The sequence below is a fragment of the Streptomyces sp. NPDC003042 genome (assembly GCF_053591315.1).
Genome location: NZ_JBSFTP010000101.1, coordinates 1 through 23,123, shown reverse-complemented (window position 1 = coordinate 23,123; position 23,123 = coordinate 1). Strand labels below are relative to the sequence as shown.

Sequence of the window (23,123 nt, the reverse complement as noted above, 5' to 3'; positions counted from 1 at the left end):
CAATCGCCGGCGAGGCTGAAGAACCAGCCCCGCCGGCGATTGAGGCGCGGGCGCGGAGCGCCGTGTGGGAAGCCGCGCCCGGCGTCCGAGGCGGGAACGGTGGAAGGGCGGGTAGGGGACCCTCCGCGCAGCGGCGACCAAGGCCGCCGGACGGAGTCCGGCGCAGCGGCGCGAAGCCCGGGAGGCCCGCCAGGGCCGAGCGGTGCGAGCGGCGCGTCAGGAAGGGTGCGGCGCGTCAAAAAACGGACAGGCCCGTCAGGGTCGTGAAGCGGTCCAGGGCCGCCACGCCCGTCACCGAGTTGCCCTGGGCGTCCAGGCCGGGGCTCCAGACCGCCAGGACGCAGCGGCCCGGGACGACCGCGACGATGCCGCCGCCCACGCCGCTCTTGCCGGGCAGCCCGACGCGGTAGGCGAATTCGCCCGCCGCGTCGTACGTCCCGCAGGTCAGCATCACCGCGTTGATCTGCTTGGCCTCGCTGCGCGTCAGCAGCCGCGAGCCGTCCGCCCGCAGCCCGTGCCGGGCCAGGAAGAGTCCGGCACGGGCCAGGTCGGCGCAGCTCATCTCGATGGAGCACTGCCAGAAGTAGTGGTCGAGGAGCGTCGGCACCGGGTTGTCGATGTTGCCGTACGAGGCCATGAAGTGGGCGACGGCGGCGTTGCGGTCGCCGTGCTCCTGCTCGGAGGCGGCGACCTCGGCGTCGAAGGCGAGAGCCGGGTTCGCGCTCTCCTCCCGCAGGAACCGCAGCAGTTCGCTGCTCGCGTCGCCCGTCAGGGTCTGGAGCCGGTCGGTGACGACGAGCGCCCCCGCGTTGATGAACGGGTTGCGCGGGATGCCGTTCTCGTACTCCAGCTGCACCAGCGAGTTGAACGGGTTGCCGGAGGGTTCCCGGCCCACCCGCTCCCACAGGCTGTCGCCGCCCTCCGCGAGGGCCAGCGCGAGGGCGAAGACCTTGGTGATCGACTGCGCGGAGAAGGGGACCTGCCAGTCCCCCACCCCGAAGACGTTGCCGTCGACATCGGCGATCGCCATCCCGAACTGCCGGGGGTCCACGGACGCGAGCGCCGGGATGTACTCGGCGGGCGTGCCACTGCCCAGCAGGGGGGCGATGTCCGTCGCGATCTGCTCCAGCAGCGAGACGTACGTGAAAGGCGCCGCGTCCTCCACGGTGTCGCTACGCCTTGACGCCGCGGTGCAGTGCCACGATGCCGCCGCTCAGGTTGCGCCAGGCGACCTTGCTCCAGCCGGCCTTCTGGAGCAGCGCGGCCAGGGCGGGCTGGTCCGGCCACTCCCGGATGGACTCGGCCAGGTACACGTACGCGTCGGGGTTGGAGGACACGGCGCGGGCGACGGGCGGCAGGGCGCGCATCAGGTACTCGGTGTAGACGGTGCGGAAGGGCGACCAGGTGGGCTGCGAGAACTCGCAGATGACGACCTGGCCGCCGGGCTTGGTCACCCGGTACAGCTCGCGCAGCGCGGCATCGGTGTCCTGGACGTTGCGCAGGCCGAAGGAGATCGTCACGGTGTCGAAGACGTCGTCCTTGAACGGCAGCTTCGTGGCGTCGCCGGCGGTCAGCGGGAGCCACGGGTTGCGCTTCTTGCCCTCGCGGAGCATGCCGAGGGAGAAGTCGCAGGGCACGACGTACGCGCCGGTCGCGGCGAAGGGCAGCGAGGAGGTCGCGGTCCCGGCGGCCAGGTCGAGCACCTTCTGCCCGGGGCGGGCGGCGACCGCCTTGGCGACCTCCTTGCGCCACAGGCGGGCCTGCCCCAGGGAGAGCACGTCGTTGGTGAGGTCGTAGTTCGCCGCCACACCGTCGAACATGGAGGCGACTTCGTGCGGCTGCTTGTCCAGGGAAGCCCTTGTCACTGGCGTTGGCCCCTCGGTGTGCGGGTCGGCAGATACGCAGCCATCCTCTCAGGCCCCGGCCCCCGCGCCTGCCGGGCCCCCGCGGGGGGACAACTGGTCCGAAGGACAGTTACGCGGCTTCGTCCGGGCGGGTTGACTGGGGCGGTGCGCCCGCGGATGCAGCGGCCCCGCGGTTGCCACCGGGCACACTGGGTGCCCACGCACCGAGCAAAGGGCTTCACATGCCGGCAGGCCGTTCCACCGGTCGCTCCCCCCGCGCGCTACGACGGGCCGAGCGGCGCAGGCGGCTGCGGCGTACGGTTCTCGGCTCGGCGGCGCTCCTCGTCCTCACGGCGGCGGCGTACACGCTGGCCCCGGGGAACGACGTGGTGACGACGATCGCCGACGGGCGGTCCGTCCGCCCGTCGGACCGGCCCTCCCCGCAGGAGGCCGCTCCCTCGGGCAGCCCGGCCGCCCCGCCCGCGGCCGGAGCGAGCCCCCGGGAGCCGCAGCGCCCGCCCTCGGCGGCGCCCGTGAGTCCGTCCGCGAAGGCCTCCCCCTCCGGAGCGAAGGCGTCTCCCGGGCCGGGCGTGTTCGCGGGTTCCACGGGCTCCGGGCAGCCCCAGGGCAAGGGACCCGCGCTCCGCTGGCGCGTCGAGGTCGAGGAGGGCAGCGGGGTGGACCCGGATGCCGCCGCCCGCAGCATCGAGGCGATCCTCGGCGATCCGCGCGGGTGGATCCGCGACCCGGCGTACGGCTTCCAGCTGGCGGGGCCCGGCCAGCCGGTGGACTTCACCGTGAAGATCGCCACGCCGACCACCACCGACCGGCTGTGCGAGGTGGTCACGCCCGAGCTGATCGGCGAGACGAACTGCCGGGCCGGTCATACAGTCGTGGTGAACCTCAAGCGCTGGCAGGAGGGATCACCGCAGTTCAGCGGCGCGGTGGAGGAGTACCGGGCGCTGATCGTGAACCACGAGGTGGGGCACGAGCTCGGACGCGAGCACGAGACCTGCCCGGGTCCCGGAATGCCCGCCCCCGCGATGATGCAGCAGATCAAGGGCCTGCTGGGCTGCACGGCGAACGCCTGGCCGTTCTCCGCCGAGGGAACCTACCTGGCCGGACCGCGCGTCCCCTGAGACGGGAGTGTCCGGACGGGGTGAGGAGCGGGAACGTGCGTGTCGTGAGCTTCAGCGTCCCCGACTGGTTCCCGTCCTACGAGCCGCGGGAGCCGTACGTCCGGCTCACCGAGCAGGAGTCGGCGGTGTTCCTGTGCCTGGCCACCGGCGCGTCCAACGCGGAACTCGCCGCCGAACTGCGGCTGTCGGTCAGCACGGTCAAGTTCCACGTGGGCAACATACGGGCGAAGCTGGGCGGGATCAGCCGCCTCCAGGCCTGCCTGCTGGCCGCCCTCGCGCGTGGCGAACCGCGCCACGGCCAGAGCCCCCTCAGCGACGGCGGTGCAGCAGCCGGCCCCCGATGACCGTGGCCACGCAGGTGCTCGCGCCCCGCTCCGTCAGGGAGGCGAGGTCCGCGACCGCGAAGACCGCGAACCGGGCCGGGGCGCCCGGCTCCAGCACCCCGTGGAAGGCCCGGCCGGCCGTCTCCAGTCCGGCAAGGGGGTCCAGGGCGGGCGGGCCCTCGTAGGGAACCGGCGGCAGGACGGTGAGGCCCGAGCGGACCACCGCCGTACGCACCGACGGGATCGTGAACCGCCCCGCCACCGCCACCACACCGCGCGCGAGCAGCTTCTGCGTGCCGCGCCGGGCGCTGTTGCCCCAGCGGACCTCGGTCAGCTTCAGGGCGTCCAGCGCGGCCTGCCCGGTGACCGGGTCCGCCCCGAGCTCGGTGACCTCGTACGGATCGTCCGGGTAGTACGTCCGCTCCAGCAGTTCGTCCGCCCCGCGCGCCAGCAGACCCGGCGTCAGCACCCCGGGCCAGCGCCGGACCCGGGCGTGCGGGGCGGACGCGCCGAGCTCCTCGTACGGGCCCGCGCGGACGATCCGCTCGCCCTCGACCAGGACCGCGCCGCCCGGCAGCGGCTCGGCCGCCGGTCCGGTGACGAGGAACGCGGCAGTGTGCAGCGTCAGCATCGGAGTTTCAGCATCAGTTCGTGGAGATGAGCTTCAGCTCGGGGTGCGCGGTGCCGCCCTCGATGGCGGTGGAGGAGATGTGCGAGACGACGCGGGCGTCGACCGGGTCGTCGGCCGGGTCGTCGTGCACGAGGAGGTGCTCGTACGTCGTCGCGCGCTGCGCCGGGGTGCGGCCCGCCGTGCGGATCAGCTCGATGATCTCCTGGCGGTTCGAGCGGTGCTTGGCACCGGCCGAGGAGACGACGTTCTCCTCCAGCATGATCGAGCCGAGGTCGTCCGCGCCGTAGTGCAGGGAGAGCTGCCCCGCCTCCTTGCCGACGGTCAGCCAGGAGCCCTGGATGTGCGCGATGTTGTCGAGGAACAGGCGCGCGATGGCGATCATGCGCAGGTACTCGAAGACGGTCGCCTGGGTGCGGCCCTTGAGGTGGTTGTTCTCGGGCTGGTACGTGTACGGGATGAAGGCGCGGAAGCCGCCGGTGCGGTCCTGCGTGTCCCGGATCATCGCGATGTGCTCGATGCGCTCGGCGTTGGTCTCGCCGGTGCCCATCAGCATGGTGGAGGTGGACTCCACGCCCAGCTTGTGGGCGATCTCCATGATCTCCAGCCAGCGCTCGCCGGACTCCTTGAGCGGGGCGATCGCCTTGCGCGGCCGCTCCGGCAGCAGCTCGGCGCCGGCGCCTGCGAAGGAGTCGAGGCCTGCCGCGTGGATGCGGCGGATGGCCTCCTCGGCGCTCACGCCGGAGATGCGGGCCATGTGGTCGACCTCGGACGCGCCGAGGGAGTGGATGACCAGCTGCGGGAACGCCTGCTTGATGGCGGAGAAGTGGTGCTCGTAGTACTCGACGCCGTAGTCGGGGTGGTGCCCGCCCTGGAACATGATCTGCGTGCCGCCCAGCTCGACCGTCTCGGCGCAGCGGCGCAGGATGTCGTCGAGGTCGCGGGACCAGCCCTTCTTGGTGTCCTTGGGGGCCGCGTAGAAGGCGCAGAACTTGCAGGCCGTCACGCACACGTTGGTGTAGTTGATGTTGCGCTCGATGATGTACGTCGCGATGTGCTCCGTACCGGCGTAGCGCCGGCGGCGCGCCGTGTCGGCGGCCTGGCCGAGCGCGTGGAGCGGGGCGTGCCGGTAGAGGTCGAGGGCCTCTTCCTTGGTGATCCGGCCCCCTGCGGCGGCACGGTCGAGGACAGACTGGAGAGCGGCCTGGTCGGTCACCGGTGCGTCACCTTTCGGCGGTGTGTCAAGGGTTCGGACCGATCCAGCCTACGGCAGGGGTCGTCCGCGGATGTCGGGGGTCGGGGGTTGGGTCAGGGGGTCAAGGGGTCAAGGGGTCAGGGGCTGCGGGTGAGGTCGCCCTCGGGGTTTCCGGCCGGGCGGTCGCCCGACGTGTAGTGGAGCGTTCCGTTCGCGTTGAGGGTGAAGCGCTCGTCGGCGGAGCCGTTGGAGCAGATGCCGGGAGCGGGGTTGGTCCCGCCCGACGTGTCCAGGACGAGCGAACGGTCCGTGGCGGAGACGAGCTTCCAGTCGCCGCTGCAGTCGGTGCCGAGGACGGGCAGGACCGACTTGTCGCGGGCGACGACCTCGCCCACCTTCCCGCCCCTGATGGTGATCTCGAACTCGCTCGCCACCCCCATGCGGGCGGTGGTGACCGTGCCCTTCCAGGTGCCGGTGAACTCCTTGGGGACGTCGGCACGGGTCCCCTTGCCGGGTTCGGAACTCGGGGCGGAGCTCGCGGCGTCCGGTCCGGAGGCCGCCGGGGCCGGGGTGGAGGGCCGGGAACCGCTGTCCGCCGTGTCCCGGCCCTCGCTCTGGCCGAGCAGGAGCCCCATCCCGTACAGCCCGCCCGACAGCGCGGCCAGCACCGCCGCGGCGCCGAGGACGAGGGTGCAGCTGAAGCGGCGCCCGGCCGCCGTGACGGTGACCCGGCGCTCGTCGGGCGCGGTCCGCGGCTGCGGCACGGCGGCTGCGGCGCCGCCGGCCGTCTCGGTCGGGGCGCCGTACAGGGGGGATCCGTAGGGACCGGCCGGGGCCTGCTGCCCCGGGCCCTGGCGCTCGTCGCCTCCGTACGAGGGATCGGGCGCCCCGAATCCGACGCCCGCGCGGCCCCCGTGGGAGGCGGTGGTGAACGGCACCGGGCCGGAGGGGCCCTCCGGGGCGGCCTCGGCCTCGGAGGAGTCGACCTCCAGGTCGAGCAGGGCCACCGCCGCCCGGCTCGCCTGCTCCACCAGCGGCGCCGGAAGCCACCCGGGCGTGCCCAGGGCGCCGACCAGCGCCGCCGCGATCGCCTCGGGCGCCGGGCGGTCGGCAGCCGCCTTGGCCAGGCAGGACTCGATCAGCTCGCGCAGCGCGCCGGCCGGGACCCCGTCCAGCTCCGGCGGCTCGTGGACGACCTTGTAGAGGAGCGTCGCCGAGTTGTCCCCGCTGAACGGGGGCCGCCCGGTCGCCGCGAAGGCCAGCACCGCGCCCAGCGAGAAGACGTCCGCCGCCCCGGTGACGCCCTTGCCGAGGATCTGCTCGGGGGACATGTAGCCGGGCGAGCCGATGGAGACGCCGGTGGAGGTCAGCGAGGCCGTGCCCTCCGTGGCGCGGGCGATCCCGAAGTCGATCAGCCGGGGCCCCTCCAGGGTCAGCATCACGTTCGACGGCTTGACGTCCCGGTGTACGAGGCCCAGCGCGTGCACCGCCACCAGGGCCCGTGCCAGCCCCTCGCCGACGGCCCGTACCGACGCCTGCGGCAGCGGACCGTGCGCGGCCAGCGCCTGGTTGAGGGACGGCCCGGCCACGTAGCCCGTCGCCACCCACGGCACGGCCGCCTCCGGGTCGGCGTCCAGCACGGGCGCGGTCCACTCCCCGCCGACCCGCCGCGCGGCCTCCACCTCGCGGCGGAAGCGGGTCCGGAACTCCTCGTCGGCCGCGAAATGCGGGTGCACGATCTTGACGGCGACGGTCCGGCCGCCCGCGCTGCGCCCCAGATAGACCCGGCCCATGCCTCCTGAGCCGAGCCGGCCGAGCAGCCGGTACGCGCCGATGCTCCGCGGTTCACCGGCGTCGAGCGGCTGCATCGCGTCCCCCGTCCCCCGAGATGTGTGACGTCACCTGAACAGGCACGCGCAGCACTTTAGTGCCGCGGGCATCGCCCGCGGTGGCCGCCGGCGACGCCCACATGTCCGCATTCCCGTTCCGGGACGGGAATGCGGAAAGGGAACGGCTTCCCGGGAAACGGCCCTAATTCGATTTTCCGGAATCCGGAATGGGGAACAATCACGGGCATAAGCCGCTCATCGCTCCGGCGCGACCGCCTTCAAGAGCTCGACGGTGACATCGGCGGGGTAGCCCGTCGTCGCTCCCGTACGGCGCGCGAATTCGGTCACGCCGGCGAGTTGTTCCGGGCCGAAGCGGAAGTCGAGCGTCGTGAAGTAGCGCTCCAGCAGCTCGGCGTCGAAGGCCTCCCAGCGGGCCGCCTGCTCGGCGACCTTGGCGACCTCCGCCAGCGAGACGTCCCGGGAGGCGAGGAAGGCCTCGTGGACCTTCTCCACGACCACGGGCTCGCGAGCGAGGTAGTCCTTGCGCGCGGCCCAGACGGCGAAGACGAACGGCAGTCCGGTCCAGTCCTTCCACATCTGCCCGAGGTCGTGCACGGCCAGCCCGAGCCGGGGGGCGTCGTGCAGCGAGGCGCGCAGCGCGGCGTCGCCGATCAGCACCGCCGCGTCGGCCTCCTGCATCATCAGCCCCAGGTCAGGGGGGCAGGTGTAGTAGTCCGGCCGCACTCCGTACTGCTCGGCGAGCAGCAGCTGGGCGAGGCGTACGGAGGTTCGGGAGGTCGATCCGAGGGCGACGCGGGCACCGTCCAGCCGCTCCAGCGGGACCTGGGAGACGATCACGCAGGACATCACCGGGCCGTCGCAGCCGACCGCGAGATCGGGGAAGGCGACGAGCTGGTCGGCGTTGCGCAGGAACTCGACGAGGGTGATCGGGGCGATGTCCAGCTCGCCCCGGACGAGGCGCTCGCTGAGCTTCTCGGGTGTGTCCTTGGTCAGCTCCAGGTCCAGCAGCGTGCCGGTTCGGGCGAGCCCCCAGTAGAGGGGCAGGCAGTTCAGGAACTGGATGTGGCCGACGCGGGGCCGGCTGCGATAGACGTCCACATCGCGAGACTAGCCCCCGCCTCCACGTCAGCCATGAGGCGGGTCTCAAACGTCCGAGTGACGTGATCTTTCCCTCTGGTCCCGCCCCGAGGACGCGTGCTAGGCTCGACGCAAGTTGCAGTTTGGTTTCCCTTGCAGTACGAGGCCTGCGGTTGTAACCCGCGGGCTTTTGTAGTTTTCAGACTTCTTAGCAGGTTCTGGAGCAGGGCGACCCTTTGGCCCATAGGAGGGCTCATGGCTACCGGAACCGTGAAGTGGTTCAACGCTGAAAAGGGCTTCGGCTTCATCGCCCAGGACGGCGGCGGCCCGGATGTCTTCGTCCACTACTCCGCGATCAACGCGTCTGGTTTTCGCTCCCTGGAGGAGAACCAGCAGGTGAACTTCGACGTCACGCAGGGTCCGAAGGGCCCGCAGGCGGAGAACGTCACCCCGGCCTAGTCGCCTGGGCCGACCGGATCGCGGTTGGATACAGCAGTACCCAAGGAGCCCTGCCTCTTCCGTGCGAGCGGAGTTGGCGGGGCTCCTGCCTTTTTCCTCCGGGGGTTGTGGGGGAAAAGACCGTCGGCCGGTCACCGTAAAACGGTGACCGGCCGACGGTCTTTCGTACGGGTGCCCCGTACACCCCGCTCCGGTCCTGCGGCCCGGTGCCCGCAGGCGGGCCCGGCTGCCGGGCTGCGTGCGGGCCGATACCGCCGGACCGGCTGCGCGCCGGTGGCCGGGCGGCGGGCAAGCGGACCGGGCGGGGGTCAGGGGGTGGCGGGGGCTGCGGTGATCGTGATCGTGACGATCAGTTCGACCTTCTCCGGGGTGATCAGGCGCAGGTGGTAGGTGCCCGGGGCGGTGTCCTCGGTGAGCAGCTCCGGCAGGACGATCCTGCCGTCGGCGCCGGTCTTCGGGAGCTCCAGGACGAACAGCTTCGCGCCGTCCTGGCCCGCGAAGTACGGGCCCTTCGCCGTCTTCGGGTCCACCGGGACCCAGGCGCCCGTCGTCTCGTCCTTCACGACCAGGCCGGCGGTAACCGCCGTACCGGCCACGGCCTTGCCACCGGCGGTGGCGAGGAACTCCAGGCCCTTGACGCTCGTACCGGTCACGACCTCCGGCGCGGTGGTGCCGTCCGTGCGCTTGAGCACGTCCGCCACCGGCTTCGCGGTGACCTTGCCCGTCAGCGCCAGCGTGAGCCGGCTCTTGGAGTCGTAGGCCGTGGCCCGCAGGGTGAACGTCCCGGCCTTCTCGCCCGCCTTGAGCTGGGGGGTGACGGCGATGCCCTCGGCGTTCGTACGGACGACCACGCTGCGCTCCTCGCGGAGGACGAACGCGGTGCCGCCGGTGGTGTCCTGCTCGACGGCGATGACGACGGCCTGGCCGACCGCCGGCTTGCCGTCGCTGAGCACCGCCTTGAAGCGGGCGCCCTCCGCGATGACGCTCCCGGCCTCGGCCTCCAGCTTCGCCTCGCCGACCTGCTCCAGCTGGGCCAGCGTGGCGGCCGGCGGCGGGGTCGGCTTCGACGGCTCGGTCGTCGGCGGGGTGGTGGGCGGCGTCGTGGGCGGGGTCGTGGGCGGGGTCGTCGGCGGGGTGGTCGGCGGCGTCGTGGGCGGCGTCGTCGGAGGGGTCACCGGCGGGGGCGTGGGCCGGGGGGTGACCGGCGGCACGGTGGGCAGGGTGGCCGCCGGCGGCGTCGGGAAGTTCCCGGCGGGCGGGTTCGGGACCCCGGCGGCGCCGCCGTCCTGGTACTGGCGCATGTAACCGAGCACGCTGTTCACGTACTCGCGCGAGTTGTTGTAGCTGAGGATCGCCTTGTCGAGATCAGCCGAATTCGAGAGGTTTCGGTCGCCCGCGCACAAGTAGAGGCCCGCACCCAGCGCCGCGTCGTAGAGGTTGTTCGCGTCGCGGTTGCCGTCGGCGTTGCCGTCGGCCTTCCAGGTGGCCCAGGTGGAGGGGATGAACTGCATCGGGCCGAAGGCACGGTCGAACTCGGTGTCCGCGTCCCACTCGCCCTTGTCGGTGTCGGTGATCCGGGCGTAGCCGTTGCCGTCCAGGCGCGGGCCGCGGATCGGCTTCTCCGTGTACCCGTCGGTCTTGAGCCCGTAGCCGGAGGCGTGGACGGACTCGATCCGGCCTATGCCGGCGAGCAGCTCCCAGGGCAACTTGCAATTGGGGAGGGCCGCGCCCACCGACAGCGCGGCGCGGCGGTAGGCGTCGAGGGCGGTCGCGGGTATGCCGCTGGCCCCCTCGGGCGCGGCCGCGCCGGGCGGCGGGGTCGGATCCGCGATCGGGGCCGGCAGGTCGAGCCGGGCGTCACCGCGGTCGGTGGCCTGCGGGCTGTCCGGGGTCGGTTCGGACTCCCCGGCGCCGGCGGTGGATGGATTGGACACGACCGCGGCGGTGGTCAGGCTGGCCGCGAGCGCGGCCGTGCACAGGACTTTGCGCGAGGTGTTGACTACATGACGGTGAAGCGGCTTCACAGTGCGGGATCCCCCCAAGGCGGCCAGCTGAGGCATGCGGCCGGTCGAGCCGTGATTTCTTCTGTCTATCAGGTATTCGCCGACGACTCGCCATCGCCCCAGGAGATATGACGCACCATTCGTCTCGTCTTCACCGCCTGTGACCGCAGGACGTCCAGGGCCTCACCGCCTGCTAGTTTTTCAGGCCGCACGCGAGCACTGGCGTACGACACCTCCCCCCTTCCGTGAACGCACTCTCCGGGAGGGTTCCGCGCAGATCCCGAAGGCCCGCCCATGAGCACTCCCCCGCCGAATCCCTACTCCGGAGCACCCGTTCCGCCGAACCCGTACGCCGGCGCGCCCGTCGCGCAGAACCCCTACGCCGGCCACTCGGGCGCGCCCGTCCCGCCCGGCAACCCGTACGGGCCGCCCGCCGGCCACCCGGCGCAGGGCACCGCGTACGCGGCCCCGTACCCCTCCGCGCCCGCGCCCGGGTGCCGGAACTGCGGAGCCGCCCATGCGGCGGACTTCTCCGTCCGTGCCCACGTGGGACTGGTGCTCGCGATGCGCTTCCACAACGTCAAGGGCCCCTTCTGCCACCAGTGCGGGCGGGCGATGGTCCGGGCGATGACCACGAAGACGCTGGTCCAGGGATGGTGGAGTCCGTTCTCCCTCGTCCTGTTCACACCCTTCACCCTGCTCTGGAACCTGATCGCCTTCCTCAAGTTCAACAAGCTCCCCCCGTCCGCACCGGCTCCAGGACGCCTGCCGCTGGACGAGGGCCCACCGGTCCTCTCCCGCCCGTTCGCCTACGTCGCCCTGCTGCCGCTGATCTGGGCCGTCTGGGCCGTCATCGGGATCGCGAACTCCGGCTGAGACGCCCAATGGCCCGTCGCGGCACCTCCGGTGGCTCATTGAGGCGGCGCGGGGCACGACCGGGCGACCGCTGCTAGGTTCGGCGCCCATGAGTACCGCACTGATGTACGACAGGGCTTTCCGCGAACGCGCCGAACGGCGGCAGATGTGGGGCGCCGGGCTGCTCTTCGTGGCCGTGCTGATGTGGGCCTGGCTCGCCTACCTGCTGCTGGCCCCCTTCATCGTCAGCGAGGGCTCCGGCAACGAGAAGGAGTGCGACTCCCGGGTCTTCTACGACAAGGAGGACCCGTACGAGGCGTACGGCTACGCCAAGGCCGAGGGCGGCCGTTGCGATGCCGCGCGGGACCCGGCCGGGATGCTCGCCCTGATGCTGCTCTCACTGCCGTTCGCGGCCGCCGGTGTCCATCAGCACAGCTCCGCGACCACGGCCCTGCGCATGAGCGCGCACGCGGCCGAGGTGGCCCGCCTCGAAGGCCTGGCGGCGTCGGACCGCTGAGGCGCACGGCTTCACATCCCTTCCCTTCCCTTCCCTTCCCCTCGCCGATCCGGCCCCCTACCCTGACGGCTCGTCAGATCGAGTCGTCCAGGGGGCGCGTCATGCTGCTGCGAGGGAAGACCGTCATCGTCTCCGGCGTCGGAGCCGGGCTCGGCCATCAGGTGGCCGCCGCCGTGGTGCGCGACGGCGGGAACGCCGTGCTCGGGGCGCGGACCGAGGCCAACCTGGCCAAGGCGGCTGCCGAGATCGACCCCGACGGGACGCACACCGCCCACCGCCCGACCGACATCACCGACGAGGGCCAGTGCCGGGCCCTCGTGGCGCTGGCCACCGAGCGGTTCGGGGGCGTCGACGCCGTCGTGCACGTCGCCGCCTGGGACTCGTACTTCGGCGGGCTCCAGGACGCCGACTTCGGGACCTGGCAGCAGGTCCTCGACGTGAATCTGCTGGGCACCCTGCGCATGACCCGCGCCTGCCTGCCCGCGCTCAAGGAGCGCGGCGGGTCGGTCGTCATCATCGGGACACAGTCCGCCATCGCCTCGCCGAGCGAGGTGCGGCAGGCCGCCTACGCCGCCTCCAAGGGCGCGCTCACCTCCGCCATGTACTCCATGGCCCGCGAGCTCGGCCCGCACCGGATCCGCGTCAACACCGTGCTGCCCGGCTGGATGTGGGGGCCTCCCGTACAGGCCTTCGTGACCTTCACCGCCCACAGCGAGGGGGTGCCGGAGGCCGAGGTGCACGCCCGCCTCACCGAGCGGATGGCGCTGCCCGACCTGGCCACCGACGGGGACGTCGCCGACGCCGCCGTCTTCCTCGCCTCCGACCGGGCGCGGGCGATAACCGGCCAGTCCCTGCTGGTCAACGCCGGGGAACTGATGCGATGACGCCCTCCGCGCACCTGACACGGGATCGTATGCTCGCCATATGACCACTCCGAGTGACGCTCCGACCGAAAACGCGATGCGCCGCGCGCTGCGTCGGGCCCGCGACGGCGTCGCCCTCGACGCGACCGAGGCGGCCGTACTCCTCCAGGCGCGCGGCGAGGCCCTGAAGGACCTCGCCGCCTCCGCCGCCCGCGTCAGGGACTCCGGACTCGCCGCCGCCGGGCGGCCCGGCGTCATCACGTACTCGCGCAAGGTCTTCATCCCGCTCACCCGCCTGTGCCGCGACAAGTGCCACTACTGCACCTTCGTGACCGTGCCCGGCAAGCTCCGCAAGAGCGGCCACGGGATGTACCTCTCCCCCGACGAGGTCCTCGACATCGCCCGCCAGGGCGCCGCGATGGGCTGCAAGGAAGCCCTCTTCACCCTCGGCGACCGCCCCGAGACCCGCTGGCCCGAGGCCCGCGAGTGGCTCGACGCGCACGGCTACGACGACACCCTCGCCTACGTACGGGCCATGGCGATCCGGGTCCTGGAGGAGACCGGTCTGCTCCCCCACCTCAACCCGGGGGTGCTGACCTGGTCCGACCTCCAGCGCCTCAAGCCCGTCGCCCCGTCCATGGGCATGATGCTGGAGACCACCGCCACCCGCCTGTGGTCCGAGCCCGGCGGCCCGCACCACGGCTCCCCCGACAAGGATCCGGCCGTGCGCCTGCGCGTCCTGGAGGACGCGGGCCGCTCCAACGTGCCCTTCACCACCGGGGTCCTGATCGGTATCGGCGAGTCCTACGAGGAGCGGGCGGACGCCTTCTTCGAGCTGCGCCGGATCCAGCGCAGCTACCACGGCATCCAGGAGGTCATCGTCCAGAACTTCCGCGCCAAGCCGGACACCGCCATGCGCGGCATGCCGGACGCGGAGCTGGAGGAACTGGCCGCCGCCATCGCCGTCGCCCGTCACATCCTGGGCCCGGGGGCCCGGATCCAGGCCCCGCCCAACTTGGTCGACGCCGAGTACGCCCTGCTCATCGGCGCGGGCATCGACGACTGGGGCGGGGTCTCGCCGCTCACCCCCGACCACGTCAACCCCGAGCGCCCCTGGCCGCACATCGACGAGCTGGCCGAGCGGACCGCCGCCGCCGGCTTCGAGCTGCGCGAACGCCTCACGATCTACCCGGAGTTCCTCCAGCGCGGCGAGCCCTGGCTGGACCCGCGCCTGCTGCCGCACGTCCGCGCGCTGGCCGACGCGCGGACGGGCCTCGCGGACGAGGGCGCGAGCGTCGAGGGACGCCCGTGGCAGGAGCCCGACGAGGGGTTCACCGCGTACGGGCGCACCGACCTGCACACCGCCATCGACACCGAGGGCCGTACCGGCGACCGCCGTGAGGACTTCGACCACGTCTACGGCGACTGGGACGCCCTGCGCGAGGCGGCGGCGCCGGGCATGGTGCCGGAGCGCATCGACACGGACGTACGGGCGGCCCTCGCGCAGGCCGCCGACGACCCGACGCGGCTCACCGACGAGCAGGCCCTCGCCCTGCTGCACGCGGACGGGCCGGCGCTGGACGCGCTGTGCCGGATCGCGGACGACCTGCGCAAGTCGGTGGTGGGCGACGAGGTCACCTACATCGTCACCAGGAACATCAACTTCACCAACGTCTGCTACACCGGCTGCCGCTTCTGCGCCTTCGCGCAGCGCCGTACGGACGCCGACGCCTACACCCTCTCCCTGGACCAGGTCGCGGACCGCGCCGCCCAGGCGTGGGACGTGGGCGCGGTGGAGGTGTGCATGCAGGGCGGCATCCACCCCGACCTGCCCGGCACCGCCTACTTCGACATCGCGCGGGCGGTCAAGGAGCGGGTGCCGGGCATGCACGTGCACGCCTTCTCGCCGATGGAGGTCGTCAACGGCGCGACGCGCACGGGGATGTCCGTACGGGACTGGCTGACGGCCGCGAAGGAGGCCGGGCTGGACTCCATCCCGGGTACGGCGGCGGAGATCCTGGACGACGAGGTCCGCTGGGTCCTCACCAAGGGCAAGCTGCCGACGGCGGACTGGATCGACGTGGTCACCACGGCGCACGAGCTGGGGATCCGCTCCTCGTCCACGATGATGTACGGGCACGTGGACCAGCCCCGGCACTGGCTCGGCCACTTCCGCACGCTGGCCCGCATCCAGCAACGAACGGGCGGCTTCACGGAGTTCGTGACGCTCCCCTTCATCCACACCAACGCCCCGGTCTACCTGGCGGGCATCGCCCGGCCCGGCCCGACGGCCCGCGACAACCGGGCGGTCACGGCGATGGCCCGGCTCCTGCTGCACCCGCACATCACCAACATCCAGACGAGCTGGGTGAAGCTGGGCTCGCAGGGCGCGGCCGAAATGCTCCGGTCCGGTGCCAACGACCTGGGCGGGACGCTGATGGAGGAGACCATCTCCCGGATGGCCGGATCCAGTTACGGCTCGTACAAGTCGGTCCGGGACCTGATCGCGGTCGCGGAGGCGGCGGGACGGCCCGCGAAGGCCCGTACGACGCTGTACGGGGAGGTGCCGGCGGAGCGGCAGGAGGCGGCCCGCGCCTCGGACGGGCACCTGCCGGAGCTGCTGCCGGTCCTGGACTGAGCGGGGCGCACCGGGGAGGAGCGGGGCGGGGGACGGTACGCATTCCAGCCGTTCTCCGGTCGGTCACCGGCGGCGTGACCGACTCCTTCCGGGTGTGACCGGACCTGTCCACTAAAGTGCAGCGCCAGAGCCTGGGGGGACGGCATGGACACGACGAGCACGACGAGTGCGACCAGTACGACGAGCACGGCCGCGACGTCGGCCGGCCTGACCACCGCCCTGTGGGGGCGCGCCGAACAGCAGGACTTCCGCAGCCGCGTGCGCGGCGCCCTGCTCGGCTCCGCCATCGGCGACGCCCTCGGCGCCCCCGTCACCGCCCTCTCCCTCGACGCCATCCGCGAGACCCACGGCCCGGCGGGCCTGACCGGGCCGGTCCCCGCGTACGGCCGCCCCGGCGCCGTCACCGCCGCCACCCAGCTCACCCTGTTCACCGTGGACGGACTCATACGGGCCCACGTACGCCGGGACACCGGCGGCTGGCACCCACCCACCGATGTCCACCGCGCCTACCTGCGCTGGGCCGCGACCCAGCACGACTGGGGCCCCGACGAGCGCCGCGAGGACAACGGCTGGCTCGCCCAGGAGGAGTGGCTCTACGTCCGCCGCAGCCCGGACCGCGCCTGCCTGACCGGCTTCGCCGACGACGTCCTCGGCACCCCGGAGCAACCGAAGAACCCCACCGCCCGGGACGCGGCAGCCGCCGCCCGCTCGGCGCCGTTCGGGCTGCTGGTCGGCTGGGAGCCCGCCCTGGTGCTCCAGCTCGCCGTCGAATGCGCCGCCCAGAGCCACGGGCACCCCACCGCCTGCCTGTCCGCGGGAGCCCTCGCCGTGATCGTCCACGGCCTGACCCGGGGCGACTCCCTCGACGCCGCGATCCAGCGCACCCTGGGGCTGCTCGGCTCCCGCCCCGGCCACCAGCCGGTGACCGACGCCCTCCAGCGTGCGGTCTCGGCCGTCACGCGCGAGGCGCCGAGCCCCGAGGCCGTCTCGGCGCTCACACCGGGCGACGGTGGGGGCGCCGAGGACGCGCTGGCCGTCGCCGTCTACTGCGCCCTGGTCGCCGAGGACGTGCCGCAAGGGCTGCGCCTCGCCGTCAACCACGGCGGCGACTCCACCGCCACCGGCGCCCTGTGCGGGGCCCTGCTCGGCGCGCTGCACGGCGAGACGGCCCTGCCCGCCGCCTGGCTCACCGGTCTGGAGGGCCGCGCCACGATCCTGGAGCTGGCCGACGACTTCGCCCTGGAGATGACCCAGGGCCCCGCCCTCCACGGCCCCTCCACCTCCGCCCCGATCTGGCTGGCCCGCTACCCGCGCGGCTGAACCCTCGGCTGGACCCACAACGCCTCGCCGATCGCGCAGAGTTCACCGTCCGCCGTGGCCAGGGCCGTGCCCACCGTGTACTTGCGGCCCTGTGCCCCGAGCAGCCAGGCGTACGAGACCAGGCCCCCGGTGACCGGCACCGGCCGCAGCAGCCGCCCGGTCAGGGCCGCCGTGACCGCTCCGGCCGGGCCGTGGCCCAGCAGGCGACCGGCCGCGTTCCCGGGGCAGTCCAGCGCTCCCCACACCAGCTCGGACGGCACCATCCCGTACTCGTCCCCCAGTTCGGGGCCGGGCTGCCAGGCCGTGGCGACGAGGTCCCGCCCGGGGACCACCCCGCAGTGCAGGCGCAGCCCGGTGGCGGGGGTCCGGTCCAGGCCGCAGCCGAAGCAGTCGACCTGTCCGTCCGGCGGATCGGCCCGGTAGGCCTCGGCGGCCTTCGACGCCTCGTCCCAGGAGGGGACCTCCGGTATCGCCCCGGCCGGGGCGGCCACGGGCGCGGCGACGGCGAGCGGGACACCGTCCCCGCCGAGCAGCGTGCCGCCGTCCAGCCTGACCGCCGTCCCCGTCGGCACCGGCCGGCGGAAGTCCACCCGTACGGCTTCGCCCGGGACGCGGGCGGCCAGCAGACCCGCCACATAGCCGCCGAAGGCCACCCCCGGGTAGCCGTGGAGCCCTTCGGGAACCGTGATCGTCTCGTAGTTGTTCACGCCACTCACCTCACCACTCTCCGTGTGCCTCTGCCACCCGCGCGCGGAACGCCGTAACTTGACCCTCCCGACGTCTCGGAGGTGCCCTCGCCCATGCGGATCGCCACGACCATCTTCCTCACGGACCGCACCGTCTCCCCCACCCGTCTCGCCCGCAGCCTGGAGGAGCGCGGCTTCGCCGGTCTCTACCTCCCGGAGCACACCCACATCCCGGTGAGCCGCGACACCTCCGCGCCCATGGGCGGTGACCTGCCCGAGCAGTACGGGCGGACCCTGGACCCCTTCGTGGCCCTCGGCCAGGCCGCCGCCGTGACCGAGCGCCTGCACCTCGGCACCGGCATCACCCTGGTCGCCCAGCACGACCCCATCGGGCTCGCGAAGCAGATCGCGACCCTGGACCACCTCAGCGGCGGCCGCTTCACCCTCGGCGTCGGCTACGGCTGGAACGTCGAGGAGGCCGCCGACCACGGCGTCGAGTGGTCCACCCGGCGCGAGCGCGTCGCGGACCACCTGGCGCTGATGCGCGCCCTGTGGGCCCCCGGCCCGACGGCGTACGAGGGCCCGTACTCCTCCGTCCAGGCCAGCGCGGCGTACCCCAAGCCGGTCCAGCCCGCCCGCGAACTCGGCGGCGGCCGGGCCCTGTACGGCCCGCGCACCCTGCTCGGCGGCGCGGCCGGCCCCAAGCTCTTCGCCGCCGTCGCCGACCACGGCGACGGCTGGATGCCCATCGGCGGACGCGGCCTGAGCGAGTCGATCCCGGCGCTGCGCCAGGCCTGGGAGGCCGCGGGCCGCGACCCCAAGACCCTCCAGGTGGTCCCGTACGCCGTCCAGCCCAACCCGGGCAAGCTGGCCCACTACGCCGACCTCGGCATCGAGGAGGTCGTCCTCCAGCTCCCCTCGGCGGCGGAACCGGAGGTGCTGCGCGCCCTGGACGACTTCGCCCAGTACCTCTGAGCCGAACCCCGCTCGGTACATTCATGACGTGAGCGAGCCTGTTGATCGAGCCGGGGCGGCTTCGCCGCCTGGCCGGCGCCGCCGAGGACGCGTGGCTGAACGGCCTCGCGGACGAAGCCGAGGGCGAGGGCACCGAGGGCACCGTGTCACTGGAGGAGATGGCCGCCATCCTCCGCGACGAGCAGCCGTGACGGATGGGATACGTCACGCGGTTCACCCGCCGCGAGGTCTACCGCGACCGGTGAGGCGTCTTCGTCACCGGCCCGGCGCGGGCCCTGCCTCACCCAGCATGATGCAATGATAGGAAGCGGGTATCATTGCATCATGCTGTACGCCACGCCCCACCTCCAGCCCTTCGACCTTGAGGTCCTTGAGCAGGTCAACGACCTGCGCAAACATCTGCGTGCCGCGGTTCAGCAGGCCCCGATGAAATGGACCCAGGACCTGCGCAAGGCCCTGACCGCCAGCGCCATCGCCGCATCGAACACGATCGAGGGTTATCAGGTCGACGCCAAGGACGTCGCCGACCTGATGGACGGCGAGCGCGAGGTCGAGGCCAGCGAGGAGAACAAGGCCGAGACGCTCGCGTACCAGCAGGCCATGACCTACATCCAGTCACTCCACGACGTCAGCGACTTCCGGTACAGCAAGGAATTCCTCAACGCGCTGCACTGGATGCTCCAGGGACACAACCACCCGGGCAGGACCGCAGGACAGTGGCGCAAGACCGCCATCCGCATCACCGCCCCCGGCGACGAGCTCGCCACCGACTACGAGGGACCGGACCGCGAGCTCGTCCCAGGGCTGATGACCGAGCTGGTCACCTGGCTCAACGAAGGCGACCTCGACACCCATGTACTGATCCGGGCAGCGATGGCGCACCTGAACCTGGCGAAGATCCACCCGTGGTCCGACGGAAACGGCCGGATGTCCCGCTCGCTCCAGACCCTGCTGATCGCACGCGGCGGCGTCCTGGCACCCGAGTTCTCCTCCATCGAGGAGTGGCTCGGCATGCCGGGCCACACCTGGGAGTACTACAAGGTACTGCGCGAAGTAGGTGGCCCCGTGTACTCGCCCGAGCGGGACACCCTCCCCTGGATCAAGTTCAACCTGCGCGCCTATCACGAACAGGCCCAGCGAGTGCAGCATCGGGTCAACCGCTCGAACGAGTGCTGGATGCTGCTCATCGAGGCCGCCGAGGCCGACGGCATCAGCGAGCGGCAGGTGACCGCGCTGCACGAGGTAGCGATCGCGGGAAGGGTACGGCGCTCCCGCTACGAGCGGTCGGAAGCGATCAACACGCAGCAGGCGACTCGAGACCTCCAGGCCCTGACGAAGGCCGGCGTGCTGACCGCAGTAGGGCAGACCAAAGGCCGGCACTACATCGCCGGCCCCCGCTTCCCGCAGAACGTTCTGGACGCCGCGAAGCGACCCCACCGCATCACCGACCCGTACGCCCCGTGAGGCAGCGGGGCACCGCCGCGAGGTCTACCGCGACCGGTGAGGCGACCTCCGCCCCCCTGATAACCTGTCACGCTTGTTGATCAACTCGCGTTCCTCTGGGGGATTTTCCGTGCTCAAAAATCTGCGTACCCGTGTCGCCACCGCCGCCGGAGCCGCGGCCGTCCTCTCCCTCGCGCTCACCGGCTGCGGCAGCACCGAGATCGCTCCGCCGGCGGACAAGCCCGCCGGCACCCCGTCGGCCCCCGCCGCCGGTACGCCCGGGGCGAAGGCCGGCAGCCTGGAGGGCGGCTGGATCTCGATGGCCAACCCGGGCAAGGGCGTCATCCTCACCGTCAAGGGCCAGATCGCCTTCGTGGTCGAGGCCGCCACCGGTCTGACCTGCGAGGGCACCACCAACGGCAAGACCCTCGACCTGAAGTGCCCGGCCGGCGCCCAGCGCTCGAAGGGCAAGGTCGACTCCGTCGACGCCACCACCCTCAAGGTCACCTGGGAGGGCGCGGCCGGCACCGACACCTTCCAGAAGAGCGAGCCGGGCAAGCTCCCGACGACCCTCCCCAAGCTCTGACCTCCGCCGCGAGCCACTCCCCGGCGCCCTGGCGGTTCAGCCCGTCAGGATGCCGGAGAAGGTCGTGACCGGGACGGTGTCACCGGCCGGCGGAGGCGTCGCCTGGACCGGCTTGCCCAGTGCGGCGAAGGTCACGGTGGTAACGGACCGGGTGGGGGGCATGTTCATCTCCAGGCGCGCCTGCACCACACGGCCCTTGGTGTCGATCCACACGTCGGCGGGGACCGGAAGACCGGCGGGGCTCTTGGCGCGGAGCTGCTCGATCTTGCCCCGCGGCTCGGGGGCCATGCGCAGGGTGACCGCGTCGTCGGCCAGGATCCCGCGGTAGCGCGTGGCCCAACGTCCGTAGACGTCCTCCTCGCCGACGCGCGTCACCTGCGTCAGCGTGGAGATCTGCTGGAGGATGTGCTCCGGGTCGTTGACCGGGGCCCGGAGCAGGTAGTGGGCCTCGGTCTTGTCCCGGGCCATCGCTCCCCACGTGCCTTCGGGGAGGTTGGCCGCTCCGCGCACGTAGACGTTGCCGTCGGCGAATATCTCGTCGACGTGACTGATCCCGCCCTCGGGGAAGTCGACCCCGAGCTGCCCCCGGTCCGCGTCCAGGTCGAAATCACCGGTGGCGGTCAGCTTGTACGTCCGGGTCCCGTCGTTGAGTTCCATCGTCTGACGGATCCAGGCACTGCTGCGGCCGGTGGCAACCGTGGCGTCCCGTACGGCCACCGAGTGGTCGACGGTCGGCGTCGGCGACGGCGACGCCGTAGCTGGAGGGGCCGGGGCAGGCAACGGATCGTCCGAGCACCCCGCGGCACACAGCAGTGTGAGAGCGGTGCCGATGAGCACGACGGAACGACGCATTTCTTCCCCCGGAGTCTTGGTCGGGCACTCCGCTGAGCCGCGTCGCGCGCATGGACACTACCTGTCCCCTACTGGCTGCGACGAACAGCCAGTTCGGCCCAGACCGTCTTGCCGACGACACGGTCCCTGACCCCCCAGTCGGTGGCGACGGCGTCCACGATGCGCAGTCCGTAGCCGGATTCGGCCTGGTAGGCGTGCGGCTGGACGGCGGGGCGGCGGTCCTGGCGGGCGTCGGACACCTCGATGCGCAGGACGTCCTCCAGGAGCGTCATCCGCAGCTCGAAGTCCCGCCCGGGGACACGTCCGTGCAGCACGGCGTTGCCGGCCAGCTCCGCCACCAGCAAGCCGGCGTCGGCGGACAGCGGCGTCCCCTCCGGGACACCCCAGTCGTGCAGCTCGACGAGGGCGAGCTGCCGGGCGAGGCGGGCCCCGCGCCGGGTGGAGCTGAAACGCTGAGTGAACACGCGTACGAGGGTCCGGGCGGGGCCGGAGGGTGCGGTCATGGTGAGAACGTCCCGTGTGGGCAGGAGAGTTCCCAGCAATCCGACCGCTACTTTTCGTTTGTACGAGTTCACTGTCTGGACAGTGGGAGTGACCGTGCGTGAATATCTCGTCGGGGAGGTGACCGCCATGGTGAGTGCCGACGACAGCGGTGACGGCGAGGTCAAGCCCGACGACAACCTGCGGAGCTTCGGAGAGACGGTGAAGGCCAGCCGCAAACGGTCCGGGGTCACACAGGAGAGACTGGCCGCGCTGGTGGGCTACTCCGTCCAGTACGTGGGTTCGGTGGAGCAGGGCCGCCGCCACCCGTCGCAGAAGTTCGTCACCAGGGCCGAGTCCGCGCTGGACACCTTCGGGGTCATCCAGATCGCGGCGAAGGAGCTGACGCGCAAGCGCGGCCTGGCGTCGTGGTTCAGGCGCTGGGCCGAGCTGGAGGAGGTCGCGATCGCGCTGAACACCTACGAGTGCCGCTCGATCCCGGGCCTGTTACAGCCGGCGTCGTACGCCCGCGCGCTCATCGAGAACGTCCCGCCGCTGGCCACCTCCGAGGTGGCGGAGACCCGGATCGCGGCCCGCCTGGACCGGCAGAAGCTGCTCCACCGCACCCCGTACATCAACTTCAGCTTCATCCTCGAGCAGCCGCTCATCGAGCGGCAGACCGGCGGGGTGGAGGTCACCCGCGAGCTGATCGACCACCTGCTGGTATGCGCGAAACTCCCGAACGTCGACATCCAGATCATGCCGACCATCAGCCCGGAACACGCCGGCACCGATGGCCCCTTCCGCCTCCTCGAAACCGAGGAACACGAGTGGGTGGGGTACAGCGAGGGACAGCAGTCAGGCGTGGTGCTTTCGGACCCGAAAGACATCAGCCTGCTCCACCAGCGGTATGCCAAACTTCGCATCCAGGCCCTCAACCCTGCGGACAGCGTGGGCCTGTTGATGCGAATGCGAGGACACCTGTGAACAGCTCCCAGCTCCGGTGGTTCAAGAGCAGCTACAGCGGCAGTCAGGGCGACGACTGCGTCGAGGTGGCACTCTCCTGGCACAAGTCCACGTACAGCAGCGGTGACGGCGACAGCTGCGTCGAGGTCGCCACCTGCGCCGACACCGTCCACATCCGCGACTCCAAGCTCAGCGCGAGCCCCGAGCTGGCGGTCGGTCCCGCCACCTGGACGGCGTTCCTCGGCGGCGTCACCGCCTAAGGCGGCGGAACCGGACCCGGCGCCGCCACGCCCGGGGCCGGACGCCAGAAGCGCCCGTCAGGCAGGGCCCGGCCTCGGCATGGGCCGCGAGGCACTGGCCGAGGCCAACCGCCGGATCGAGCAGTCGGAGGCCCTCGATCTCTTCGACAGCGACCGCCTCGGGC

24 protein-coding genes are annotated in these 23,123 nt (G+C 72.1%); 14 read left to right on the top strand and 10 right to left on the bottom strand.

Annotation, left to right across the window (positions count from 1 at the left end; translation table 11 throughout):
• Nucleotides 1–235: 235 nt before the first annotated feature.
• Together ACWDYJ_RS32585 and ACWDYJ_RS32580 are read right to left on the bottom strand one after the other, a co-directional pair.
• Nucleotides 236–1,165 carry a glutaminase gene (locus ACWDYJ_RS32585; protein ID WP_451569208.1) on the bottom strand — a complete coding sequence of 310 codons (930 nt, stop codon included), beginning with the start codon at nt 1,163–1,165 and terminating at the stop codon, nt 236–238.
• 7 nt (nt 1,166–1,172) lie between these two features.
• Nucleotides 1,173–1,865 carry a demethylmenaquinone methyltransferase gene (locus tag ACWDYJ_RS32580; protein WP_451569207.1) on the bottom strand — a complete coding sequence of 231 codons (693 nt, stop codon included), beginning with the start codon at nt 1,863–1,865 and terminating at the stop codon, nt 1,173–1,175.
• Nucleotides 1,866–2,086: 221 nt separating this feature from the next.
• Here ACWDYJ_RS32580 and ACWDYJ_RS32575 point away from each other — a divergent pair, with 221 nt between their 5' ends.
• Complete coding sequence (locus ACWDYJ_RS32575) at nt 2,087–2,983, top strand: DUF3152 domain-containing protein (protein ID WP_451569206.1); 897 nt, start codon at nt 2,087–2,089, stop codon at nt 2,981–2,983.
• 35 nt (nt 2,984–3,018) lie between these two features.
• Nucleotides 3,019–3,327: a response regulator transcription factor gene (locus ACWDYJ_RS32570; RefSeq protein ID WP_451569205.1), complete on the top strand. Its 309-nt coding sequence runs from the start codon at nt 3,019–3,021 to the stop codon at nt 3,325–3,327.
• On the opposite strand, the gene ACWDYJ_RS32565 is transcribed toward ACWDYJ_RS32570, so the two are convergent.
• The 4 genes from ACWDYJ_RS32565 to ACWDYJ_RS32550 form a co-directional block, all read right to left on the bottom strand.
• Entirely contained in the window at nt 3,293–3,937 is a 645-nt protein-coding gene (locus ACWDYJ_RS32565; protein ID WP_451569204.1) for an imidazolonepropionase-like domain-containing protein, read from the bottom strand. The two genes, ACWDYJ_RS32570 and ACWDYJ_RS32565, sit on opposite strands and share 35 nt — an antisense overlap.
• 13 nt (nt 3,938–3,950) lie before the next feature.
• Entirely contained in the window at nt 3,951–5,150 is a 1,200-nt protein-coding gene (gene mqnC, locus ACWDYJ_RS32560; RefSeq protein ID WP_451569203.1) for a cyclic dehypoxanthinyl futalosine synthase, read from the bottom strand.
• A gap of 116 nt (nt 5,151–5,266) precedes the next feature.
• The gene (locus tag ACWDYJ_RS32555) at nt 5,267–6,997 is read right to left on the bottom strand and encodes a protein kinase domain-containing protein (protein WP_451569202.1); all 1,731 of its coding nucleotides are present in this window, start codon (nt 6,995–6,997) and stop codon (nt 5,267–5,269) included.
• A 216-nt stretch (nt 6,998–7,213) separates the two neighbouring features.
• Nucleotides 7,214–8,077: a menaquinone biosynthetic enzyme MqnA/MqnD family protein gene (locus tag ACWDYJ_RS32550; RefSeq protein WP_451569201.1), complete on the bottom strand. Its 864-nt coding sequence runs from the start codon at nt 8,075–8,077 to the stop codon at nt 7,214–7,216.
• A gap of 234 nt (nt 8,078–8,311) precedes the next feature.
• On the opposite strand from ACWDYJ_RS32550, the gene ACWDYJ_RS32545 reads away from it, so the two are divergent.
• Entirely contained in the window at nt 8,312–8,515 is a 204-nt protein-coding gene (locus ACWDYJ_RS32545; protein WP_007265804.1) for a cold-shock protein, read from the top strand.
• 308 nt (nt 8,516–8,823) lie between these two features.
• On the opposite strand, the gene ACWDYJ_RS32540 is transcribed toward ACWDYJ_RS32545, so the two are convergent.
• Nucleotides 8,824–10,539 carry a lytic transglycosylase domain-containing protein gene (locus tag ACWDYJ_RS32540; RefSeq protein WP_451569200.1) on the bottom strand — a complete coding sequence of 572 codons (1,716 nt, stop codon included), beginning with the start codon at nt 10,537–10,539 and terminating at the stop codon, nt 8,824–8,826.
• Nucleotides 10,540–10,812: 273 nt separating this feature from the next.
• Here ACWDYJ_RS32540 and ACWDYJ_RS32535 point away from each other — a divergent pair, with 273 nt between their 5' ends.
• The 5 genes from ACWDYJ_RS32535 (at nt 10,813) to ACWDYJ_RS32515 (ending at nt 16,711) form a co-directional block, all read left to right on the top strand.
• Nucleotides 10,813–11,394, top strand: coding sequence for a hypothetical protein (locus ACWDYJ_RS32535; RefSeq protein WP_451569199.1), 582 nt, complete (start codon nt 10,813–10,815; stop codon nt 11,392–11,394).
• Between the two features lie 88 nt (nt 11,395–11,482).
• Nucleotides 11,483–11,890 carry a hypothetical protein gene (locus tag ACWDYJ_RS32530; RefSeq protein ID WP_451569198.1) on the top strand — a complete coding sequence of 136 codons (408 nt, stop codon included), beginning with the start codon at nt 11,483–11,485 and terminating at the stop codon, nt 11,888–11,890.
• Nucleotides 11,891–11,991: 101 nt separating this feature from the next.
• A complete protein-coding gene (locus ACWDYJ_RS32525; protein WP_451569197.1) occupies nt 11,992–12,774 on the top strand; it encodes an SDR family oxidoreductase in 783 nt (260 codons plus the stop codon).
• A gap of 40 nt (nt 12,775–12,814) precedes the next feature.
• Nucleotides 12,815–15,391: a bifunctional FO biosynthesis protein CofGH gene (locus tag ACWDYJ_RS32520; protein WP_451569196.1), complete on the top strand. Its 2,577-nt coding sequence runs from the start codon at nt 12,815–12,817 to the stop codon at nt 15,389–15,391.
• A 207-nt stretch (nt 15,392–15,598) separates the two neighbouring features.
• Entirely contained in the window at nt 15,599–16,711 is a 1,113-nt protein-coding gene (locus ACWDYJ_RS32515) for an ADP-ribosylglycohydrolase family protein (protein WP_451569209.1), read from the top strand.
• On the opposite strand, the gene ACWDYJ_RS32510 is transcribed toward ACWDYJ_RS32515, so the two are convergent.
• Complete coding sequence (locus ACWDYJ_RS32510; RefSeq protein ID WP_451569195.1) at nt 16,696–17,418, bottom strand: hotdog fold domain-containing protein; 723 nt, start codon at nt 17,416–17,418, stop codon at nt 16,696–16,698. The genes ACWDYJ_RS32515 and ACWDYJ_RS32510 overlap by 16 nt on opposite strands.
• Nucleotides 17,419–17,511: 93 nt before the next feature.
• On the opposite strand from ACWDYJ_RS32510, the gene ACWDYJ_RS32505 reads away from it, so the two are divergent.
• The 4 genes from ACWDYJ_RS32505 to ACWDYJ_RS32490 all read left to right on the top strand — a co-directional run bounded on the left by ACWDYJ_RS32505 (nt 17,512) and on the right by ACWDYJ_RS32490 (nt 20,401).
• On the top strand, nt 17,512–18,372 hold the full coding sequence (locus tag ACWDYJ_RS32505; protein ID WP_451569194.1) for a TIGR03619 family F420-dependent LLM class oxidoreductase: 861 nt from the start codon (nt 17,512–17,514) through the stop codon (nt 18,370–18,372).
• 41 nt (nt 18,373–18,413) lie between these two features.
• On the top strand, nt 18,414–18,563 hold the full coding sequence (locus ACWDYJ_RS32500) for a hypothetical protein (RefSeq protein ID WP_451569193.1): 150 nt from the start codon (nt 18,414–18,416) through the stop codon (nt 18,561–18,563).
• 133 nt (nt 18,564–18,696) lie between these two features.
• Entirely contained in the window at nt 18,697–19,836 is a 1,140-nt protein-coding gene (locus ACWDYJ_RS32495) for a Fic family protein (protein ID WP_451569192.1), read from the top strand.
• 109 nt (nt 19,837–19,945) lie between these two features.
• Nucleotides 19,946–20,401 carry a hypothetical protein gene (locus ACWDYJ_RS32490; RefSeq protein WP_451569191.1) on the top strand — a complete coding sequence of 152 codons (456 nt, stop codon included), beginning with the start codon at nt 19,946–19,948 and terminating at the stop codon, nt 20,399–20,401.
• A gap of 36 nt (nt 20,402–20,437) precedes the next feature.
• On the opposite strand, the gene ACWDYJ_RS32485 is transcribed toward ACWDYJ_RS32490, so the two are convergent.
• Both ACWDYJ_RS32485 and ACWDYJ_RS32480 read right to left on the bottom strand, forming a co-directional pair.
• Entirely contained in the window at nt 20,438–21,118 is a 681-nt protein-coding gene (locus ACWDYJ_RS32485; RefSeq protein ID WP_451569190.1) for a hypothetical protein, read from the bottom strand.
• A 203-nt stretch (nt 21,119–21,321) separates the two neighbouring features.
• Nucleotides 21,322–21,756, bottom strand: coding sequence for an ATP-binding protein (locus ACWDYJ_RS32480; RefSeq protein WP_451569189.1), 435 nt, complete (start codon nt 21,754–21,756; stop codon nt 21,322–21,324).
• Nucleotides 21,757–21,850: 94 nt separating this feature from the next.
• Here ACWDYJ_RS32480 and ACWDYJ_RS32475 point away from each other — a divergent pair, with 94 nt between their 5' ends.
• Both ACWDYJ_RS32475 and ACWDYJ_RS32470 read left to right on the top strand, forming a co-directional pair.
• Nucleotides 21,851–22,720, top strand: a complete 870-nt coding sequence (locus ACWDYJ_RS32475; RefSeq protein WP_451569188.1) for a helix-turn-helix domain-containing protein — start codon at nt 21,851–21,853, stop codon at nt 22,718–22,720.
• Nucleotides 22,717–22,959 (top strand): DUF397 domain-containing protein, encoded by a 243-nt coding sequence (locus ACWDYJ_RS32470; protein ID WP_451569187.1) that lies wholly within the window; start codon nt 22,717–22,719, stop codon nt 22,957–22,959. Before ACWDYJ_RS32475 ends, ACWDYJ_RS32470 begins: the two co-directional genes overlap by 4 nt.
• Nucleotides 22,960–23,123: the final 164 nt, after the last annotated feature.

Excerpts from the sequence above, each read along its gene's own strand:
- ACWDYJ_RS32575 (WP_451569206.1), top strand. The coding sequence starts at position 2,087 with ATGCCGGCAGGCCGTTCCACCGGTCGCTCCCCCCGCGCGCTACGACGG.
- ACWDYJ_RS32565 (WP_451569204.1), bottom strand. The coding sequence starts at position 3,937 with ATGCTGACGCTGCACACTGCCGCGTTCCTCGTCACCGGACCGGCGGCC.
- ACWDYJ_RS32555 (WP_451569202.1), bottom strand. The coding sequence starts at position 6,997 with ATGCAGCCGCTCGACGCCGGTGAACCGCGGAGCATCGGCGCGTACCGG.
- ACWDYJ_RS32545 (WP_007265804.1), top strand. The coding sequence starts at position 8,312 with ATGGCTACCGGAACCGTGAAGTGGTTCAACGCTGAAAAGGGCTTCGGC.
- ACWDYJ_RS32535 (WP_451569199.1), top strand. The coding sequence starts at position 10,813 with ATGAGCACTCCCCCGCCGAATCCCTACTCCGGAGCACCCGTTCCGCCG.
- ACWDYJ_RS32530 (WP_451569198.1), top strand. The coding sequence starts at position 11,483 with ATGAGTACCGCACTGATGTACGACAGGGCTTTCCGCGAACGCGCCGAA.
- ACWDYJ_RS32525 (WP_451569197.1), top strand. The coding sequence starts at position 11,992 with ATGCTGCTGCGAGGGAAGACCGTCATCGTCTCCGGCGTCGGAGCCGGG.
- ACWDYJ_RS32520 (WP_451569196.1), top strand. The coding sequence starts at position 12,815 with ATGACCACTCCGAGTGACGCTCCGACCGAAAACGCGATGCGCCGCGCG.
- ACWDYJ_RS32505 (WP_451569194.1), top strand. The coding sequence starts at position 17,512 with ATGCGGATCGCCACGACCATCTTCCTCACGGACCGCACCGTCTCCCCC.
- ACWDYJ_RS32495 (WP_451569192.1), top strand. The coding sequence starts at position 18,697 with ATGCTGTACGCCACGCCCCACCTCCAGCCCTTCGACCTTGAGGTCCTT.
- ACWDYJ_RS32480 (WP_451569189.1), bottom strand. The coding sequence starts at position 21,756 with ATGACCGCACCCTCCGGCCCCGCCCGGACCCTCGTACGCGTGTTCACT.